The 17765-nt window shown below is 30.3% G+C and carries 16 protein-coding genes; 14 read left to right on the top strand and 2 right to left on the bottom strand.

Annotation, left to right across the window (positions count from 1 at the left end; translation table 11 throughout):
- Positions 1–91: 91 nt before the first annotated feature.
- The 9 genes from BEE63_RS16310 to BEE63_RS16350 all read left to right on the top strand — a co-directional run bounded on the left by BEE63_RS16310 (position 92) and on the right by BEE63_RS16350 (position 8034).
- Complete coding sequence (locus BEE63_RS16310; RefSeq protein WP_066022383.1) at positions 92–580, top strand: hypothetical protein; 489 nt, start codon at positions 92–94, stop codon at positions 578–580.
- 45 nt (positions 581–625) lie between these two features.
- On the top strand, positions 626–859 hold the full coding sequence (locus tag BEE63_RS16315; protein ID WP_066022384.1) for a DUF1653 domain-containing protein: 234 nt from the start codon (positions 626–628) through the stop codon (positions 857–859).
- 554 nt (positions 860–1413) lie between these two features.
- A complete protein-coding gene (locus tag BEE63_RS16320) occupies positions 1414–2457 on the top strand; it encodes a radical SAM/SPASM domain-containing protein (protein WP_066022385.1) in 1044 nt (347 codons plus the stop codon).
- A gap of 347 nt (positions 2458–2804) precedes the next feature.
- Positions 2805–3194: a VOC family protein gene (locus BEE63_RS16325; protein ID WP_066022386.1), complete on the top strand. Its 390-nt coding sequence runs from the start codon at positions 2805–2807 to the stop codon at positions 3192–3194.
- A gap of 44 nt (positions 3195–3238) precedes the next feature.
- Complete coding sequence (locus BEE63_RS16330) at positions 3239–3742, top strand: GNAT family N-acetyltransferase (protein WP_066022387.1); 504 nt, start codon at positions 3239–3241, stop codon at positions 3740–3742.
- A gap of 63 nt (positions 3743–3805) precedes the next feature.
- The gene (locus tag BEE63_RS16335; RefSeq protein WP_066022388.1) at positions 3806–4459 is read left to right on the top strand and encodes an HAD family hydrolase; all 654 of its coding nucleotides are present in this window, start codon (positions 3806–3808) and stop codon (positions 4457–4459) included.
- Positions 4460–4546: 87 nt separating this feature from the next.
- Positions 4547–4912, top strand: coding sequence for a hypothetical protein (locus tag BEE63_RS16340; RefSeq protein ID WP_242874822.1), 366 nt, complete (start codon positions 4547–4549; stop codon positions 4910–4912).
- Positions 4913–5070: 158 nt separating this feature from the next.
- Positions 5071–7809 (top strand): lipase family protein, encoded by a 2739-nt coding sequence (locus tag BEE63_RS16345; protein ID WP_066022389.1) that lies wholly within the window; start codon positions 5071–5073, stop codon positions 7807–7809.
- 12 nt (positions 7810–7821) lie between these two features.
- Positions 7822–8034, top strand: a complete 213-nt coding sequence (locus BEE63_RS16350; protein ID WP_066022390.1) for a hypothetical protein — start codon at positions 7822–7824, stop codon at positions 8032–8034.
- 72 nt (positions 8035–8106) lie between these two features.
- Here BEE63_RS16350 and BEE63_RS16355 read toward each other — a convergent pair whose 3' ends face one another.
- The gene (locus tag BEE63_RS16355) at positions 8107–9372 is read right to left on the bottom strand and encodes a carboxylesterase family protein (RefSeq protein ID WP_066022391.1); all 1266 of its coding nucleotides are present in this window, start codon (positions 9370–9372) and stop codon (positions 8107–8109) included.
- A gap of 339 nt (positions 9373–9711) precedes the next feature.
- Between BEE63_RS16355 and BEE63_RS16360 the strand changes: the two genes are divergently transcribed.
- The 3 genes from BEE63_RS16360 to BEE63_RS16370 all read left to right on the top strand — a co-directional run bounded on the left by BEE63_RS16360 (position 9712) and on the right by BEE63_RS16370 (position 13482).
- Positions 9712–11709, top strand: a complete 1998-nt coding sequence (locus BEE63_RS16360; RefSeq protein WP_066022392.1) for a methyl-accepting chemotaxis protein — start codon at positions 9712–9714, stop codon at positions 11707–11709.
- Between the two features lie 124 nt (positions 11710–11833).
- The gene (locus BEE63_RS16365; RefSeq protein WP_066022393.1) at positions 11834–12553 is read left to right on the top strand and encodes an alpha/beta hydrolase; all 720 of its coding nucleotides are present in this window, start codon (positions 11834–11836) and stop codon (positions 12551–12553) included.
- A gap of 182 nt (positions 12554–12735) precedes the next feature.
- Entirely contained in the window at positions 12736–13482 is a 747-nt protein-coding gene (locus tag BEE63_RS16370; RefSeq protein WP_066022394.1) for a hypothetical protein, read from the top strand.
- Positions 13483–13849: 367 nt separating this feature from the next.
- Here BEE63_RS16370 and BEE63_RS16375 read toward each other — a convergent pair whose 3' ends face one another.
- Positions 13850–15451, bottom strand: a complete 1602-nt coding sequence (locus BEE63_RS16375; protein WP_081312584.1) for a glucosyltransferase domain-containing protein — start codon at positions 15449–15451, stop codon at positions 13850–13852.
- A gap of 307 nt (positions 15452–15758) precedes the next feature.
- Here BEE63_RS16375 and BEE63_RS16380 point away from each other — a divergent pair, with 307 nt between their 5' ends.
- Entirely contained in the window at positions 15759–16937 is a 1179-nt protein-coding gene (locus tag BEE63_RS16380; protein ID WP_066022396.1) for a glycosyltransferase family 4 protein, read from the top strand.
- 296 nt (positions 16938–17233) lie between these two features.
- A complete protein-coding gene (locus tag BEE63_RS16385; RefSeq protein ID WP_066022397.1) occupies positions 17234–17725 on the top strand; it encodes a GNAT family N-acetyltransferase in 492 nt (163 codons plus the stop codon).
- Positions 17726–17765 lie beyond the last annotated feature (40 nt).

Below are 17765 nucleotides of genomic sequence, written 5' to 3' on the forward strand. Positions count from 1 at the left end.
ATTCTGATTAGAAAGCTGAGAATAATGGAGAATAACATCTTCATTTTTCTCGGCTTTTTTTATTTAACTTATAGAGCTAGGAAGTGATGTAATGGGATTGTTAATAGAAAGTATTGTTTTATGTTTAATCTTTTTCGTAATTTGCTTTTTAGGAACTGGAAGTGACGAAAAAAATATTAAAAGTTTTGATTCATACCCAGATGAAATACAAGGCATAATAATCAATAATGATAGGTTAAAAAATAAAATTGTAAGGAAAAGTTCTTATATGTTGTTTATATCAAATGTTTTTATATTCTCTATAGTGTTGTTTTTATTTGGTTTTATTATAAGAACTGATAGCTCAAAACAAAATTTTATAAATATCTTAATTTTAGGTGAGGCCCTTAACGCTTTTGATTTTTTCATTATTGATATGATTTGGTGGAGAAATGCAAAAAGAGTGAGATTTAAAGGAACAGAAAAATTAGATAATGCATATAAAAACCCTAAAAAGCACATTTGTTCATTCTTAAAAGGAATTATTGTATTTGTGATTGTTGCATTAGTTGATACAGTGATTTTATCTTTTTTTAAATAAATTTCATTGTTTTCAGCTTTTTTACTATTGGAGGTAAAAGATTAAATGGCAGAAAGAAAAATAAAAATAGGCAGAAGGTACAGGCATTTTAAGGGGAAAGAATATTTAGTTCTTTATGTAGCAAAGCATTCAGAAACGCTTGAAGATATGGTTGTTTATGAGGCGCTTTATGGAGATAGGAAAGTATGGGTTAGACCACTTAATATGTTTTTAGGCAAAAAAGAAGTTAATGGTAAAGAGATATATAGATTTGAAGAGATAAATGATGAGGTAGATTAAATAAAGTTTTGAATATAAAACCAACTCAGAGTTACGAAAGTGTCTATGAGTTGATTTTTTTATGTGTAAAATACAGCCTGAATTTTAGAAAACTGAATTTTTCATAATCGTAATAATTACTGCAATATGCAATTAATGTGATAATAATAAAATGTAAAAATTAAAAAATGCTTTAAAAATATTAAATTAGTGGTATAATATAATAAATATTATAAAATTAACTAAATGTAACATATAAAAAATAATATATTAGTATTAACAATTATTTAACTAAAAAATCTTCCTAAATATTTAAAAGGCTATAAAATAAGTTGCTTATGATTAAAGTTAGAGGTTAACCTGTAATTAATCTTTAATTTTATTCTCATAATATTGTTTAAGAGGAAGGGGGGATAAAGATGAAGAGATTTAAAGGAATAAATAAAAAGTGCATTAATTTGTGGTGCATATCATCAATGCGTTAATGAAATTCCAGAGTAAAATAACTTATCTAAAGTGTATTTTACTCTGGAATCTTGTTTTTAATATTAAATTTTATGGAGGTAATGGCAATTATGTGTGAGAAAAATGGTACGGTTGTAGTTACATGGTATGTTACCGATGCATGCAATTTAAGATGTAAGCATTGTTATCATGATGAATATGGACGAGGAGTAGATTTGTCAGATAAACAAAAAGCGCTAGACGAAAAAATAATTAAGGAAATTTTAAAACTTTCAAAGACATGGAATATTGATGCTGTTGATTTTTTAGGGGGAGAACCATTAATGCATCCTGATATATTTAAGTATGCTCAAAGGCTAAAGGATGCTATAAATTGTAAAATAGGAATAGGAACTAATGGTACATTAATCGATGAAAATAAAATTAATGAAATAAAGAAGCTTGGAGTAGAAAAATTTCAAATTAGTCTTGAATCTTCAGAAGTTAAAATACACGATTTTTATAGGGGACAAGGTACGTTTAAAAAAACAATAGAAGCTGTAAAGGAGCTTGTAAAAAATGACGTAGGGCCATATTTGAGAATGACAGTATCTAATACTAATTATGATCAAATGTATGATTTTGTTAAGTTGGCAAAGAAGTTAAATGTGAAATGTGTGTCACTAAATAAATATGTTCCTAATAATGTTGAAGAAGATAAATTAAAAGCATTAACTCCTAAGCAACATACTGAATTTTTACATAAAATACATTCCATGCAGAAAGAATTTGGATTTGATTTTGTTATTACAGAAGATCCATGTATGAATAATTATAATAAAGAGTATATATTTAAGGCGTTTAATGAAGAATTAGAACAAAAGATTCCAATTGGTGGTTGTGTTGCGGGTATAGTTAATATGATAATTACGCGAGATGGGAAGATATATCCATGTACGATGCTGCCTATTGAAATTGGAGATTTAAATAAAGAATCATTAGTTGATATTTGGGAGAATGGAAACGAAGTTATTAACAAATTAAGAGACAGAGGGAACTATTTAAAAGGAAAATGTGGGGAATGTGAAAGTAATTTAATATGTGGAGGATGTAGAGCAGCAGCCTATAAGATGAATGGAGATGCTTTAGCAGAAGATCCTTTTTGTTTAAAATAAAAATTATGTGGACAAGTTTGGAAAACTTAAGGTGGATGAAAAGTTAATTAATGAAGTTATTACATCCAATTGTTATGATATTACATATTTAAAATCTACAAATAATAGACACTAAGGGTTCAAGAATTAAAAGTTAGATTCTTGAACCTTTTGCGTTCAAAATTACTGATTAGACTAGTGGACAAAATGTTTTTAGTTCTGAACAGAAAAAAACTATGATAAAATAAAAGAGACTAAAACAAGTTAGGATAATGCTGTTTTATATTAAATATATATCTGCCAATAGGAGAAATACTGAAAGATTTATATAATAGAAGTTATAAAGTTTAAAAGAAAGGATGATTAAAATGAAATTAGATGGTATCGGAGTGTTTGTCAGCGATATGAAAACAATGGTTGATTTTTATAAGGATGTCCTTGGATTTGAAATTGATTGGGATGGAAAAGAACCTAATGTAATGGTGAAAAAAGATGGAGTATTATTTATGTTTTATGGGAGAAATGATTTCGAGAAGATGACAAATAACAGATTTAATTATGCTAAGGGTGTAAATGGTCACTATGAAATAGCATTAAGTGTTCCTAAACATGCGGATGTGGATTTAACATATGAAGATGTTATTGCTAAAGGTGCAAAATCGGTGATGAAACCAACAACAGAGCCATGGGGACAGAGGACATGCTATATTGCAGATCCAGAGGGAAACCTTATTGAGATTGGTTCATTTAATAAATAATATTTGATTTAAAAGAAAAAAGTTAAAACTAAGAGGTGATGTATATGATTTATTTGAAAGAGGCAAATGTAAAAGATGCTGAAAAAGAATATCAGTTTTTAAAGGATACTCCTGTAGATGAAAATGGTTTTGAAAATAAATATTATGACTTTTCATATGAAGTTTTTGCTGAGAAAGCATTGCCGGAGATAATAAAATTTTCAAAGGGTATAGATTTACCTCAAGGTTATGTACCACAAACATTGTATTTTTTATGGGATGATAATAATATCGTAGGCTTATTTAAGATAAGACATCACCTAACGGATTCCTTGAAAAACGGTGCTGGACATATTGGCTATGGCATACATAAAAATTATCGAGGTAAAGGGTATGCATCCAAAGGTTTAGCATTAGCAATAGAAAAGGCAAATGATATTATAAGAGAAAATGAAATATATTTAAGTGTTCATATTGATAACCCTGCATCGCTCAAAGTGCAGCTAAATAATGGTGCGTATATTCATCATTCAGATAAAAAAGAACATTATACGAGAATTAAAATATAAGCAAATTGCAGAAATAATATTTAATTAAAAAGTACAATTTTAAATTTAAGGTGGGAATGGATAATGGATAAAATATTAACCTTTGACTGCTATGGAACACTGATTAATACGAAACCAATTTTTGATACAATATCAAATATTGCAAGAAAGAATGGACTGAATTCAAAAGAGGCTGTAAACATTTATGTGAGTTATGAAGATAGGCTTATGTATGGTGAGGAATATATTCCGTATGATAAATTGATAAAACAAGTTTTGGAATACTGTGATATGGAATTAAATAGTGATATTTTTAGCAAAGCGTATTATGAAATTATTTCAGTACATAAAGAATTAAAGCCTTTTGATGAGGTGAATGAAACGCTTAAGGAAATACATAGAAGAGGACATAAACTTATTCTTATGTCAAATTCTGTACATGATATTATGAATTATCACTTAGCCGCATTGGATAATGTATTTGATGATGTTTTTCTTGCAGAGGATATTCATGCATATAAGCCTCAACTTGAATTTTTTAGATATGTTGAAGAAAAGTTAAAATTGAAAGAAAAAGAACATTGTCATATTGCTAAAGGATATTGGTGGGATATTGTGCCGTGTTCAAAATTAGGATGGCATAAAATATGGGTAAATCGTAATTACAAAAAAGGTAATAAGCGTCATGAGTCATATAAAGAAGTGCATAAACTTGATGAAGTTTTAAATTTAATATGAAGATCTTGGTACATATATTTGGTGAAATAAGTATGTTGTAATGGTATTAAAAATAGGGTAAAATGTTATTAAAATGAGGTGGTATTAGTGGAAGATCAGATACTGGAAATTTTAAAACAAATTCAATTAGAACAGGTAAAGACTAATAAGCGTTTGGAAAAATTAGAAGATGGTCAGGAAAGTTTAAGATTAGATGTAGGTAGTTTGAAATCAGATGTACAGAACCTGAAGGAAGGCCAAAGAAAATTAGAAGAAGGTCAAAGAAAACTAGAAGAAGGCCAAAATCGAATTGAGAAAAAAATCGATGGCGTTCATGAACAAACTGCTGACTTGACAGAATTTAGAACAGAAACTAAACAGAGTATTGATGATTTAAAAAAGGATATTAATACAGTAATAAATGTGACTAAATCCAACTGCTATGATATTACATATTTAAAATCTGCAAAATAATATATATTAAAAGTTCAAGAATTAGAAATTAAAATTCTTGAACTTTTTTTATTTCCTCCAATTATTTATAAAAGTTGTTGCAAATAGGGAAAATACATGATAATATGTTAATATATAGTAAAAATAATAAAAATAGGATAAAAAGAGGGCGATTATCTATGAAGCATAAAAAAGAAAGCGATAAGAAACTTTTTTCTTTTTTAATGGTAATGTTTATGATAGTTTCATCTATTGGTACTGTACAGGTAAAAGCAGAAAAAAGTAAGACAAGCCATGTGAAGAAAATTTCAGATTATAACAAAAATTTGTCAAATTACAAAGCAAGACCCACAAATAACAACAGTCAAAAGCAAGATATGGATGATAGCACCAAGGATTCAGATAATGATGGATTACCTGATGCACTTGAAAAAGTTTATGGAACGAATCCAGAGAAGGCTGATACTGATGGTGATGGTTTAAGCGACTATATGGAAATTAAACTCAACCTTAACCCACTAAAAAAAGACACCGACGGAAATGGTATAAATGATGGAGATGAGGATACTGACGGTGATGGATTGAGTAATCTAGAGGAAATAAAGCTAGGCACAGATTGCACTAAGAAAGATACTGATGGGGACGGCCTTTCAGATGGAGATGAAGTTAAGAAATATCATACTTCTCCGTTACTTAGTGATACTGATGGAGATGGCATTTCAGATGGAGATGAAGTACGTTTAGGCTTGAATCCACTAAAAGCATGTTCTGACGGTGTTACTAAAGATAGTGAAAGAAAAATTCAGCAAAATTTAAGTAGTAAAAGAATTGCAGATACATTAAAAGACAGCAGTAATTTATTTGTACCAGCCTTATCAGGCGCTTTGGCTAAGGTAATTGATAAGGAAGTATTCTTGGACGAGTATCATAATGATGTTCTCAGCAAAAATTGTGCTGTTATTGGCAAACCGCTTCAAGTAGAAACTTCATTAAATAAAGATAGTCAATTAAAGCTAAGTTTTTCTTACAGTAATTTTTTAGCTAATCATGACATATCAGAAGTAAATAAACTCACTATCTGCCAGTATACAGACAATAGGTTTGTCCCTTTAACTACAGAGAGAGATGATAAAAATAAATCTTTATATGCAAGTATTTCTGGTGAAGGTATCTATTTTGTACTTAACACAGAAGAATTTTTAAATAATTTGGGAGTAGATCCACTAAATAAGGTAAAAAACTGTGCAAAACCTAAGTCTACTGCACGAAGTATAAAAGCTGATACGGCTATAAATCCAAATGATAATACAAGTAATGCATCAGCAAGTGATGGCAACTGGGTTTTATTAAGTGATTATCAGTATGTTAAGCTTAAAGGTCCAGTTTCTCAAAGCAGCGGTACAGATTCAGATGGAGATGGAGTTAGTGATTATGATGAACTTGGAACACCGATTCAGGAGGATTTAACCCCATCTATTAATCAACTTTTGCAGGCATATGGAATTCCTAAGGACTATTATTCGGGGAAGACAAGCATTACAGTATATCATTATAAATCAAATCCTGTTTTACCAGATACCGATTATGACGGAAAAAATGATAATGTTGATTCAAAGCCTTTAGATAATACTTCTTCAGGGGTGTTACATACTGATTATTCCAATTCTAAGGTGTCATATACAATGGATTATAGAGATTTCTTTCAAAGTAATAGTTCTTACTCAAAGGATATAGGAACAATATCATCATTGTATTCTTCTGTTGTATATGATGGAGGTAAATATTCAGGTATGGACATAAAAGCATACATGGAGGACAATGGTATTTGTGATGTACGTGATTATGATTTAGCTAAAATGTATAATGATGCAGATGTGTCTGAAGCATATATTGGACATAGAAAAGTTTCATATAAGGGTCAAACAAAAGAGATTATTGCTGTAATTGTAAGAGGTACAAATGGAACAATTCAGGAGTGGTCAAGCAATTTTGATATAGGAACTACTGATAATTATTATAAATATCCTGATTGGATAGTAGAAAATAACCACAAGGGCTTTGATGTAGCTGCAACTAGGATACTTAGATGCTTAGATCAATATGAAAAAATTGGATATACGGATAAATCAGTATCTACGGCATATTGGGTAATGGGACATTCGAGGGGTGCTGCAATAGCCGATATTATTGGGGCGAGATTGGTGGATGAGTCTAAAAATGTGTATGCATATACTTTTGCAGCTCCTAATACTACAACCGCTTCTAATGCTGGCAGCTATAAAGGAATATATAATATTTTAAATACAGATGATCTTGTGCCATATCTGCCAATGGCTGCCTGGAAGTTTACCCATTATGGAAAATCAGTTTCTACTAGTATAGCCGATAATTATAAAAAAGAATGGGAAGATTTAACCGGCTGTAAAAATAAGTTTGGGGTAGTAGATTATACTAATGATACAATTGGTATGAGTGATACTATTAAAAAATTGTCTGATATTATGGGAAACAGAAATCAAGCTTATGAGTATACCTGTTCCTGTCATGGAGATGGCTCTTCAAATAATATTACCGTGAGAAATTATGGAACTTCTAAAGACAGCAGAGAAAAGGCTATAGCTAAAATACCGGACAATGCGCTGCCGTATTGTGCTATTACTAGGTATGATGGTTTCCTGTTTGCGGGATGGGATTTTACAGTTTGTCAGCAGCCAGAATATTTTATGCAGGTGTTAGCAGCATTTATGGGAAATAAAATAAATGCTGTAAGATTTGCAGTTGAACTTAATACAGCTAAAAGATATCAAAGTGCTAAAATAGCTATTATTAGGTCAGGAATATTTGGCATAGAAAATCCGCATTATACGGAATCATATTATTTGCTGTCTACTCATACTTATGCCAGTGCTTTTAATTAGGAGGTAGTTACCGTGAAAAAATATATGATATTTTATGTGATTGATACAATATGGATAATTCTTTTCTTGGTACTAGCTATTATGGAGAATTCATCGACAAAAACAGGGTTGCCTGCAATTGGAAGTCTTGGAAGGTTTGCTTTGTTTTCATTATTATGTATTGTGGGAATTATAATTCTTGTTATAGTGGTCATAATACAGATAATATCTATGAAAAAGAAATAATTTAGATAAAAGCAGCGGTAGATTTATATGAGTTCCGCTGCTTTTACACCCTTAGAATTTAGGTTTTGGTGCTTAGTCCTTTAACTCCATAATTTCGCCTTCATTCCAGGTAGGAAGACCATTTCCATTTGGATTTCCTGTCTTAATAAAGTTAGCCCAGTAGAGATTTGTTTTATAAGCTAGTTCATAATCTGTTTTATCTTTTTTTCTCCAGTTTCTATCTAATGTATAAAATGAATACCATAAATCGCAGCAGTGAAAAGCTCCTTCGCCTGTATCATCTAAAGGTACTCTTGAAAACAGGTAAGGATATACAGGACTCTCAACATATTTTGCAAAATCAGTGCAACCTTTATAAATAGGAGATTCCTCTATTGAACCTTTGACAAACATATCATTTTTAGTGCAGCCTACTAAGTAAGGAATTTGTTTGATTCCATTTTTAATTATATTTTCGTAGGTATCTTTTAACAAGTAGCCATCAATTACAGGACAAAATAGCAATAGTAGTTTATCCATTTTCACATTAACCTTTTCAGCTTTTAATAATAATTCCATTGCATCCATAGACATTAATTCTTCACGGCTTTGTATTCCCATTTGTGTTAAAACATCTTTATGTATTTCCTTCAGTTCTTCTAATCTAATATTCCTATTAAATCCATTATTATATCCTCCACCACTTTGCATAATAGCTTTTTTAATGCAGTTTTGAAGCAGTGGACTGCTTACCAAGGTTTGTACACTCATGGCTCCTGCGGATTGTCCCATTAGGGTTATGTCGTCAGGGTTTCCACCAAAAGATTTTATATGTTTATGAATCCAGTCAATAGCGCAAAGTTGATCAAAAATTCCGTAATTTCCACTTAGACCGTTTTCATCACTAATTAGGTCACTGCATAGGAATCCAAGAATTCCCACACGATAATTTATTGATACTAAAATTATCCCCTTATCAGCAAAATGCTGCCCATCAACTTCCATCTTAGAGTTACAGCCAGTTTTAAAATATCCTCCGTGAATCCATATGGCAACTGGTAGATTTTCAGCATTATCCGGTTTCCATATATTTAAGCATAAGCAATCCTCATTATTTGTAGTCAAATATTTTTTGTCACTCCAGAATTCATGAGCGTAGAAACTGGTATTAACTTGGGGTGGCTGAGGACATGTGTATCCAAATTTTGTGGCATTATAAATTTCATCAGTTGAAAGAACCATCTTAGGTTTTTCAAATCTTTTGGCTTTAGCATAACGTATTCCTTTAAACAATTGATATCCATCGCACTGAATACCTTTTACTTTACAATAGCTTGTATCGTTGATTATAGTTTTCATTAACAACATCCTTTCTATTATTCGTATATGGTTTTGCAATTAGACTCGTACAACCTAATTTTAGGATGAAAATAAATATAATGCAAATTATTAGTTATAATGGAAACAACATAATGGCTTATTAAAAAATGATACATTTTAAGTAAGCATTTCTAACTAAGTAATAATGTTTCCATACAAGGAATTACTTACAGTTGCAGAAATTTCAGAATGTAACGATACTTAAATGAAGCCCTCATATGAGTTTATATTATTAATCAGATATATTGCTCGCACGAGGGCTAAAGGAATTTTGCGCAAAATTCACAATCACATGAAAATGGAGGATTTTAGTTAAAGATGTGGCAAAAGAGGATAAGTTTTAATAGTATTCGTAGTAAATTAATTATTAGTTTGATTTCAATTTGTGTAATCCCCTTGCTTATAGTTGGAATTCTTCTATATAATCAATCAAAAGTAATTCTTAACAAAAAATTAAGTCTTACAAGTGAGCAAACACTTTCGCAGGTAAACGATGGAATAACAGATTATGTGGATAAATTCAGAAATATTGTTATACTTATGTCAAGTAATTATGATTTTGTAAACGTTGATACGAACAATAATTTTAATTATGTTCCTGATTTACTGAAGTGTGCACAAGAAAGTGATGAAGATATACTTTCTGTTTATTATGGAACAGTTTCTGGTAAATTTGCAGTTTATCCTAATTTAAAGTTACCTGATGGATTTGATGCAACGAAAAGACCTTGGTATAAACAAGCTTTAGCAAATAGGGGTAAAACTATAATAACTTCTTCATATAAAGATGCTTTAACAGGTAAGGATATTGTTACAGTTGCTTGTACAGTAGAAAATAACGGACAAGTAGTTGGCGTTGTGGGAATGAATTGTACATTATCTACACTTGCTAATAAAATAGCTGACAAGAAAATAGGTAATTCAGGATATGTGTTTATTGCAGATGCTTCAGGGAAGTTTTTAGCTCATCCTGATAAAAAAGTAATTAATACATATGGTGCTGCAAAGTTATCCTTTTGGAATAAGGCAAAGTTAGGTGGAAGTGGATTTATTGAATATACTTATAATGGAGTACAAAAGTTTGGAGCATATGAAACTAATAAATTAACAGGTTGGAGGTTAATAGCTACACTGCCAGAAAGTGAATTGAAAAATGATACAGGTAGCATATTAATGACAACATTATTAATCATATTAGCAGCAGCATTTGTTGCGACAATTGTTTCATTTTTAATGAGTAAGGGAATGGCTCGTAATATTAAAAAGCTGCAAAAAGCATTTCGTAAAGCCTCCAGCGGAGATTTATCTGATACTGTAGAAATTGAGTCAAAAGATGAATTTGGTGAACTTGGAGAAAACTATAATTTTATGATGAAAAATATAGGTCAGTTATTGGAAAGTGCAAAGCATACATCTAATACAGTACTTGATACTTCATCAAATCTTTCAAGTATGGCTGAGGAAACAAATGCTTCAATGTCACAGGTTGCAGTAGCTGTTACTGAAATATCACAAGGTGCTAATAATCTGGCTGATAATGCACAAGAAACTTCAGAGGGTATAGGTAAGTTATCACAAAAGTTAGATAATATTGAAAAGGTTACCCATGATATGAATAATGTATCTCAGGATACTAAAGAGCTTAGTAAACAGGGAATAGATACTGTAAACATATTAATAAACAAAAATAGCGAGACAATGGAGGCTTCTGCTAAAGTTGCGGATATAGTATTTGATATGGATAATAGTGTAAAAGAGATTAGTATAATTTCAGATGCTATAAATGAAATAACAGAGCAAACAAATCTACTTTCGTTAAATGCTTCTATTGAGGCTGCACGTGCTGGGGAAGCTGGAAAGGGCTTTGCAGTAGTTGCTGATGAAATTAGAAAACTTGCAGAAGAATCAAAGGGCTCTACAGAAAAAATTAAAGTCATAATAGAAAATATTCAATTAAAAGCCGGCACAGCAGTTCAAGCTATGGAAGATAACGAGAAAATTAGTACACAGCAGAACCAAGCTGTAGAAAAAACTGAGAAGATATTTACGGACATATTACTTTCTGTAACAACTTTAAATGAGAAGGTTGAAGAAGTTAAAAAATCAATAGAAAGCATGCAGGTTCAAAAGAGGATATTTGTTGATCAGGTAGAGAGTAATTCATCTATTTCAGAGGAGACAGCTTCTTCAACAGAAGAGGTTTCAGCTTCAACACAAGAAGTTACAGCTACGATGGATCAGTTTACTGAGCATACATCTGAGTTACAGGAATTAGCTAAAAAGTTGCAGCAAGAGATAAATAAATTTAAGATATAGATATAGAGGGCATTTAGCCCTTTATATTTTTTTGCTAATTGTAGATATGCTGTATAATAAAAAATATATTTGTAAGTTAATATGTTTTTTATTATTTGAAGTGTAAATACAAGGAAGTGGGAAAATGAAAGGAAATATACATAAAATCAAGATAGGTAATTTTAATTGTGAAATATACCTTCCAGAAGGGTATGATTCTTCAAATGAAAAATATTCTGTAGTATATATAAATGGTGAGGGTAATATAAGTGAAATTATGGGTAAAATTGAGCCGTATTTTCACTCTGAATGTAAGACATTTATAACTATCGGAATTGAAGCACAAAATTGGAACTCGAATTACACACCTTGGCCGGCACCTGCTTTGACAAAGAAAACAGAAGAATTTAAAGGAGAGGCCAATATATATTTACATAAGCTTATTTACGAAATAAAACCTTTTATAGACGAAAACTATAGAACCAAGTCGGAACCATATAATACTGCACTAATAGGATATTCTTTGGCAGGACTTGCTGCACTATATGCACTTTATAAAACTTCAATCTTTGGCAGGATTGGCAGTATTTCAACTTCGATGTGGTACGATGGATGGATAGAGTTCATGGAAGAGAATAGTCCTTTAAACAAGAATGCAAAAGTATATATTTCCCTTGGTAAGGCAGAGGAAAAAAGCCGCAATCAGCGTATGGCTAAAGTTGGAGACTGCACAAGAAAAGCTTTTAATATTCTCAGGGATGAACTTCAAGCCCAAGAAAATTTGATTTTACAGTGGAATAATGGGGGACATTTTACTGAAATACCCAAAAGGTTTCAAAGTGCTTTAATATGGTTAATGAAGTAAATATATTATAATTTAACATAGGCAAATTATACAGTTTATATAATTTTTATAAAATGTTAATTTATTCTTCATGAAAAATTCGACAAATTATCTTATTATATACTAAATGACTATATTCATCATACGACATATAAAAAAAGCACTCTATTTTTTAACTATTTTAATAAAAGGAGGTGTGTCCTATGGATGTAGATGGTGTTATGAATACTTATAATATGATGTCATTATGGAATAATTTAAATCAACCTGGAGCCTCAAGTTCAAGTGTTCCTTTAGTAAGTGATCTTAATTCGTCTGTACAGGAAGACTATATGAAAGACAATTGTATGGGTGAGAATACGACTTCTGAGCTTCAAGATATTTATAATCAAGTTGAGCCTAACTATGATACTGGACTCACATATGACAGTTCCGGAAATCTTACCATTCCCACTAATATACCTACTCCAAGTAGTGGATTATCTACGGAAAATCCTAACATAATTTCTCTTCTTCAAGGTGGTGAGTCATCTTCAGATTTATCGAGTATGAATATTTTAAATAATTATGATGCTTTGGAAAGCGGTATTTATCAATCAAGTTACTCAAAGGTATATGGCAATAGTGATTCTTCAAATAGCAGCCCTATAACAAGTGGTACGAATCAGCAAAATGGTGGCGATTTAGGTATTACTGTTAATAGTTCTGGAGATATAACCGTTCCAACTATTCCAAACGGTGAATTATCTACGGAAAATCCCGACATAATTTCTTTCCTTCAAGGTGGTGAGTCATCTCCTGATTTAGTGAGTATGAATCTTTTGAATAATTATGATGCTTTGGAAAGCGGTATTTACCAGTCAAGCTACTTAAAGTTATATGGTAATAGTGATTCTTCAACAAGTTATGCAAATCAGCAGAATGGAAGTAACTTAGACACCACTGTTTAAATAAAGATCAATAAGACTTTGCTTTAAATTGTAAAAAGGTTAAGAAATTTTAATCCATCTGAGGCGAGAGGGAAGTATTAAAATTTCTTAGCCTTTTTATATAATCTAAAATTTAGTTTCATACAATCTTTAATTTCAGATTTTCAGGAGAGTAACGGAAGAAAATCTACCTTGTTTTTACCATTAAAGTGAAGTAACAGTGTTGAAGGAACTATTTAAAAAAATTCTAATAAATCTTGGAGAAAAAATCATAAAATACTTAGAGTTTGGAATTTGTTTGAACGGTAGTGAGTTATTCAAAACTCTTAGGATTTTATGATTTTTTTCCTTAGATTTATAGAATTTTTTTAATGTTCCTTCGGCACTGTTACTTCACGCCGTTCACGGACATCCAGGTTTGTGATGGATCAGATAATTTTACTATTATGCAGTTTTGTATCTTTTTAATACTGTTTCTATTTGGCCAATTTTGAAGGCCTTTTGAGGAATTGTAAGCAGCTTTAATTTGATCGGTTGCAGGCATAATAACGCTGTAACCTTTAGATTTTAGAAAGTTTGTTATTCTGACATTATTGCCATCATCCCAGCTAAAAAATGAGCCGCCTGTAGAGCCAGAACTTGAAATGATTTTTCTGTTTATATCGTGCATACCTATAAATACAATAGGAGTGTTTTTATAATCATATCCGTAAGTTCCTATGTCGTGTATGATTTCATTCCCTATATTTGTATCATATTGATATACAACAAAACTGTCATAAAAAAGTCTGTTCATGTACATTGAATTTAGGAATAAAATGCAAATAACAGCTATTATAACTACTTGCCTTGCAATTTTAATTTTTGAGGTTTCATTAATAATTAAAAAGAGTTCAATTGCTCCAGCTAAGGGAAGTGAAACATAGGTACGACCATCTATGCCTGAAGTTCCAAGTATGATGGATAAGATAAAAGGACATACTAAAAGCATAATTGATAGAATACAAATCATGAATTTATTATAAGCCTTTTTTGCATTTATAAAGGAAAAAATTGAATACATAGAAAATAAAACAGTTATCACTAAAAGTACTCTTCCACCATAAACGGCTGAATCTCCAAGAAGTATTTTTTCTATGTAGTGAAAAGTAGTTAGAAGAACGTGAATATTGCTTTTGCCTTTATCCCAGCCTATGTAACCTGAGAGATAGTTACCAGAATCAGGAGCTATGTAAGTGGTTATGAATTTGTTAATTATGTAATATAGTGAAACTCCAGCCCAAAATGCTAGTATGGATTTTATGATTTTTGTTATAATTTTTTTAATGTTAACACAATCCGATTTTAGTATGTAAATCAGTGCATAGGATACAATTACTATTATGTATATAACTGAAAATGACTGATAAATAGATGTAGCTGTAAATAAAAATATTGAACTAGCTACAATATGTTTTTTCTTATTGGTATTAAAGTAGTTATATATGAAGAAAGTTGAGATTGCCATGAATAACATCCCTAGTGATTGTTGTAAATTGAACATGGAATAGGAAAGAAGTTCACCTACAACAAGTGGTAAGGAAGAAAAATATGCACAGAATGTAAAGAAAGAAAATTTACTGAATTTTGGATAAATAGTTGATATACAATATAAAAAGCAAACTCCGGAAAAGTGCCATATTAAAATTGATAAGAAATCCCATAAAAAAGGCACATAGGTTCCACTTGGAGAAATGATTTTATCCAGTAGAAATATTCCGAACCTTCCCTGCATTAACCATAATTTAATTCCACCTAAGTTGTTGCCGTTAATCCAAGTTTCTTCATCTATAGTTAAGGAATGATTGGTCAGCATAAAACCAAAACAAATTAAACTGAATATAAAAGAATATATTATGGGAATCTTATATTTTGAAATAAATTTTTTGAAATCTTCAATTTGCTTATTTACTGATACTGTAAAAGACATAACATCACCTGCCCCAAACATTTATTTACTACAATTATTTTGAAATCTGTTTTAAATTAATATCCTAAATACAAAAATTTAAACATTGACAATTAAAATAAAATTTAAAATTCATATTTAAAGTATGCTTATTATATCATATTTAATTTGCAGAAATAATATTAAAACAAGAAAAAATGTACAAAACAATCGAAAAAAGTTAAATGAGTGTATTATTTAGCTTTTGTGAAATATGTGTATTTCTTAATACAATCTTAATGTTTATGAATTACAATGTGAATATAAAGCAATACTTATAATGGTAAATAAATTTAAATTGGAGGTCAAAATGAAAATACTAATTACTACTGATGCGTATTATCCAATGACAAATGGAGTGGTAATTTCTACTTCTAATTTATACAGGCAGTTAAAATATTTAGGCCATGACGTGAAAATATTAACCTTATCATCAAGTGGAAAGGAATATATAGAAGGCGATGTTTTTTATTTAAGTTCTTATAGTACAAATGTTTATCCCAATTCTAGAATTATGAAACCTATTAAAAATAAATTAGTAGGTGAACTAATAAAATGGAGCCCGGATATAATACATTCTCAAACTGAATTCTCAACGATGATTTTGGCTAAGTATATAAGAAGAAAACTAAATATACCTCAGGTGCACACTTATCATACAATGTACGAAGATTATATGCACTATTTTTTATGCGGTAAGGCTTTAAAAAGGACAGTTCTTCCCAAATTAACAGGAGCACTTTTAAATACTTTTGAAGCTGTTATAGCACCAACAGAAAAAGTAAAATTAAAATTAGAAAGCTACAATGTTTCTACCAATATAAAAGTAATTCCAACAGGAATAGATATGACAAAATTTAATAGGCAGCTACCTAAAAGTGAAAAGGAAAAACTTCTATCAAAATATGGACTTTGCAGCAATGATATTGTAATGCTTTATGTTGGAAGGATTGCTGAAGAAAAGAATATTGAAGAAGTTTTAAAATTATATAGAAAGTCTCTAAAATATGTAAGTAATATAAAACTACTTATAGTTGGTGGAGGACCTTTTTTAGGAAGATTAAAAACCCTAGTAAAGGAAAGCAATATTAAAGAGTATGTGAAATTTACAGGTATGATTGAGTCTGAAGAAATTTATAAATATTATAAGCTTGGAGATATTTTTGTAACAGCATCTCAAAGTGAAACTCAAGGAATAACTTATATAGAAGCACTTGCAAGTGGCTTGCCAACGATATGCAGGTGGGATCTTTGCGTAAAAGATTTAATAATAAATGGGAAAACGGGATTCACTTATAAAAATGAAGATGAATTTATAAGTGCGTTACTCAGCGTTATAAGAAGTGAAAAATTAAGAAATAATATAATGAAAAATTTATCGTATAAACTTAGAGAGTACTCTGTAGAGCATTTTGCGGACAGAGTTCTTGAAACTTACAATGAAGTTTTAGGTAGAAACGCTGTCCAATATTTTGCACACGGAGCGTAGTCATTGAGATTATAAAAAAATTTAAGGGACTGTTGCACTAAATGTTGCTAAGTAAAAGTATTTTGAAACGAAAAATAATAAAATACTTAGAGTTTTAATTTGTTTGAGCATCTTTTAGCGAGTTATTAAAACTTTTAGGATTTTATTATTTTTTTATCTTAGATTTATAGAATTTTTTTAATGTTACAAATCAATGTTAATTTGCAACATATACATGTTATAATTTTGGTAATAATTAAGTAAAATAAATCCGTGTAACATATGCTGCATGAGATATGCAAAGAAGGTGAATATAAATGAAGTTGAAATCGGAAAGAATTAGCTTGATATCATTATCTTTTGAGGAATTGACATATATTTGTGGAAATGAACTTAATAAACTTGAAGTAATCATTGAAGAGGACGTACTTAATTATGTTGAACTTCCAATATTAAAAAAGTTAAAAAAGATGAGAAATGTTAGTAAAGATAATTATGAATGGTATACTTATTGGCTAATTGTAGATGATGAAAGTAAAAGAGGTATAGGTTTTATTGGCTTTAAAGGTTTGCCAGATGAAAATGGTTATACGGAGATTGGATATAGTATTTCTTCTAATTATAGAAAGAGGGGGCTTATGACAGAAGCACTGAAAACGTTAATACAATGGTCTCGTAAATTTCAATATTGTAAAGGAATAACAGCCAAAGTTGTAAAAAATAATACTGCATCCATTAGAGTGCTAAATAACTGTAAATTTAAAATTGTAAGTTCATCGGAAAAAGGATACGATTTTTTATACCAATAAACAGCTTGACTTTGCCTAAGGGGCAGGGCTTATGGTTTTA

Source organism: Clostridium pasteurianum, assembly GCF_001705235.1.
Lineage (GTDB): Bacteria > Bacillota > Clostridia > Clostridiales > Clostridiaceae > Clostridium_S > Clostridium_S pasteurianum_A.